Origin of the sequence: Microcoleus sp. B7-D4, from assembly GCF_036705125.1 — a bacterium.
Lineage (GTDB): Bacteria > Cyanobacteriota > Cyanobacteriia > Cyanobacteriales > Microcoleaceae > Microcoleus.
This window is the reverse complement of sequence record NZ_JAUBTT010000276.1, coordinates 1-1,001: the sequence shown is the minus strand read 5'-3', so window position 1 is coordinate 1,001 and position 1,001 is coordinate 1. Positions and strand designations below refer to the sequence as shown.

General features: G+C 49.6%; 1 protein-coding gene. It reads right to left on the bottom strand.

Going from position 1 to position 1,001, the window contains the following annotated elements; translation table 11 throughout:
• Nucleotides 1-761: DUF4145 domain-containing protein (locus QUB12_RS37450; RefSeq protein ID WP_333311137.1), on the bottom strand; the 761-nt coding region annotated here is incomplete at its 3' end.
• Nucleotides 762-1,001 lie beyond the last annotated feature (240 nt).

Here is a 1,001-nt window from a genome sequence, read left to right as displayed (position 1 = left end):
CCTGCCCTCAACTGAGCATCAATTAAACGACGTGTTTCTTGCTCATCCAGAACAACTTCCTTCTCCGCCTGCTGTGCTTGGCTAATGGTTTGTTGTAGAACTTCAGGGGGCTGACTAACAGCACTCGCTTGCAGTTGAGTCAGATGGTTCAAGGCTTCTTTTGCTTCTGCTTCAGCGTGTTGCAGCAACTGTTCGGCTAACTGCCTCAGTTGCGCCTCCTCCGCTACTTTCGCTAACGCCATTTCCACAGCCGTTCGGCTTTCCTTGGCTTCCTGCCGCAGCCGTTCTAACTCCTGCTTGAGTGCTTCGGTTTCCCTCACCGGGCTAGGTGGTGGAATAAACGCGCCAGCTTTAAAGTTCGTATCTCTACCAAAACTCTTGTGAAACCAGATACCCAGTTCCCGGGCCAACTTTAAGTTACTTAATGCTGCGCGATGGTCGCCCGATAGGGCGTGGTTAGCATCATTTCCCGCGCGGCGTAACTCGTGGAAGAATTGGTTAATCCGACCAGGAAGAAAGCCCTCATCCCGTAAGCGGTTAAGTAACTCAATTTGGGATTCATCGGTGTCACTTTTGTAAAGACCAGCATTCGCGGCGACCAACTGCGCCAAGACTTCCCCAAACTGACGCAGTTTCATCAAACAGGTTACTGGGTCAGTGGCAAAGTATTGCTCTGCCAGCGTCCCTAAGCTTACTAACAGTGGTTCGTGAACTTTTAGGAAAGCAAAGTTGGGTGAATTGAGCGTGTTATCCTGTGACATTACTTAGTGTCTGTAGAGGACTTTTTTCGGCAAAGCAGTTTAACAACTGTGTTGCAGCGGACTAACGAAAGCTTCTAGTGCATCGCGAAAGTTACTGGTAGCTGCTGAACACGAGCTTTATCAAGAAAAACACTTCGCTCAAATAGCTTTCTGATACTCTGCCATCCCCCAAACGGCAACCGACAGCGATCGCATCTCCCATTCTCCCACAGTGCAGGTATCTTGAATCGTGCTTCACAC